Annotated in this window: 1 protein-coding gene; it reads left to right on the forward strand. The window is 66.2% G+C overall.

What is annotated here, in order from left to right; translation table 11 throughout:
* Positions 1-469: 469 nt before the first annotated feature.
* The coding region (gene alaS / locus B2W70_RS07250; protein WP_286744277.1) for an alanine--tRNA ligase at positions 470-1,905 on the forward strand (1,436 nt) is incomplete at its 3' end.

The raw sequence follows: 1,905 nt of genomic DNA on the forward strand, positions 1-1,905 counted from the left end.
ACCTGGGCGAGCAGGTGGCCCGTGGCCGGGTCGGTCACGTCGAAAACCTGGCCGTTGCCTGCCCATTGGCCATCGATCAGGGCCTGTGTCTTGAGCAGCGTGGGGTCCTGCAGGCTGGACAGGGGGGGCGACAGCGGGGACGTTTGCATGGTGGCCGTGTGAGCTGATGACGGTGGCGAGGTGCGGCGCCCCGGTGAAAGCGGGGCCGAGCGCCGTGCGGAGGGGCCATTCTAGTGAGGCCGGCGCCTGCGCGCGATGGCCCCATCGGACAGCTTGCCTGCCGGTGGCGGACGCGGCGGTGCGCCCAAGAGGGACAGGGCGGTGGCGCATGCCCCCTTGCCTATAATTCAGGGCTTTGCCCCGCCCGTCGCCGATGGGTGGTGCCGCCTCCCCCTCAGCCCCCGAACGCCCCGGGTTTCCGTTGACGCTCTCAGCGGAAGCCGAACCGCCGCCCACCGAAAGCCGCCGCATGAAAGCCGCAGACATCCGCAAGACCTTCCTGGAGTACTTCCAGTCCAAGGGCCACACCATCGTGGCGTCCAGCCCTGTGGTGCCGGGCGACGACCCCACGCTGCTGTTCACCAACGCGGGCATGAACCAGTTCAAGGACGTGTTCCTGGGTTTCGACAAGCGCCCCTACAGCCGCGCCACGACCTCGCAGAAGTGCATCCGCGCCGGCGGCAAGCACAACGACCTGGACAACGTCGGCTACACCGCGCGCCACCACACCTTCTTCGAGATGCTGGGCAACTTCTCGTTCGGTGACTACTTCAAGCACGACGCCATCCAGTTCGCCTGGGGCCTGCTGACCGAGCAGTTCAAGCTGCCGAAAGAAAAGCTCTGGGTCACCGTCTACCAGGAAGACGACGAGGCCTACGAAATCTGGAACAAGGTGGTGGGCGTGCCCGCCGAGCGCATCGTGCGCATCGGCGACAACAAGGGCGGCCGCTACATGTCCGACAACTTCTGGATGATGGGCGACACCGGCCCCTGCGGCCCCTGCACCGAGATCTTCTACGACCACGGCCCCGAGATCGCCGGCGGCCCCCCGGGCAGCCCTGACGAAGACGGCGACCGCTACATCGAGATCTGGAACAACGTCTTCATGCAGTTCAACCGCACCGAAGACGGCGTGATGCACCCGCTGCCCAAGCCTTCGGTGGACACCGGCATGGGCCTGGAGCGCATCGCCACGGTGCTGCAGGGCAAGCACAGCAACTACGAGATCGACCTGTTCCAGAACCTGCTGGCGGCCGCCCGTTCGGCTGTCACTGCTTCGGGTGGCGAAGGCTTCGACGCCAACAGCCCCTCGCTGAAGGTCATCGCCGACCACATCCGCGCCTGCTCGTTCACCGTCGCCGACGGCGTCATCCCCAGCAACGAAGGCCGCGGCTACGTGCTGCGCCGCATCACCCGCCGCGCCATCCGCCACGGCTACAAGTTGGGCGCCCGCACCCCGTTCTTCCACAAGCTGGTGGCCGCGCTGGTGGTTGAAATGGGCGAGGCCTACCCCGAGCTGCGCACCAACGAAAAGCGCATCACCGAGGTGCTCAAGACCGAAGAAGAGCGCTTCTTCCAGACGATTGCCAACGGCATGGAAATCCTGGAGGGCGCCCTGGCGTCCGTCGAAACTTCGGGCGCCAAGGTCATCGACGGCGAAACCGCCTTCAAGCTGCATGACACCTATGGCTTCCCCGTTGACCTGACCGCCGACGTCTGCCGCGAGCGTGACGTGACGGTTGACCAGGCTGGCTTCGACGCCGCCATGGCCGAGCAGCGTCGAAAGGCGCGCGAAAGCGGCAAGTTCAAGATGGCCGCTGGCCTCGAATACAGCGGCGTGGCCACCGACTTCCAGGGCTACGAGCACCTGGTGCAAGAAGGCGCCCAGGTCACCGCCATCTACGT

Origin of the sequence: Aquabacterium sp. UBA2148 (assembly GCF_002328915.1) — a bacterium.
Classification (GTDB): Bacteria; Pseudomonadota; Gammaproteobacteria; order Burkholderiales; family Burkholderiaceae_C; genus Aquabacterium; species Aquabacterium parvum.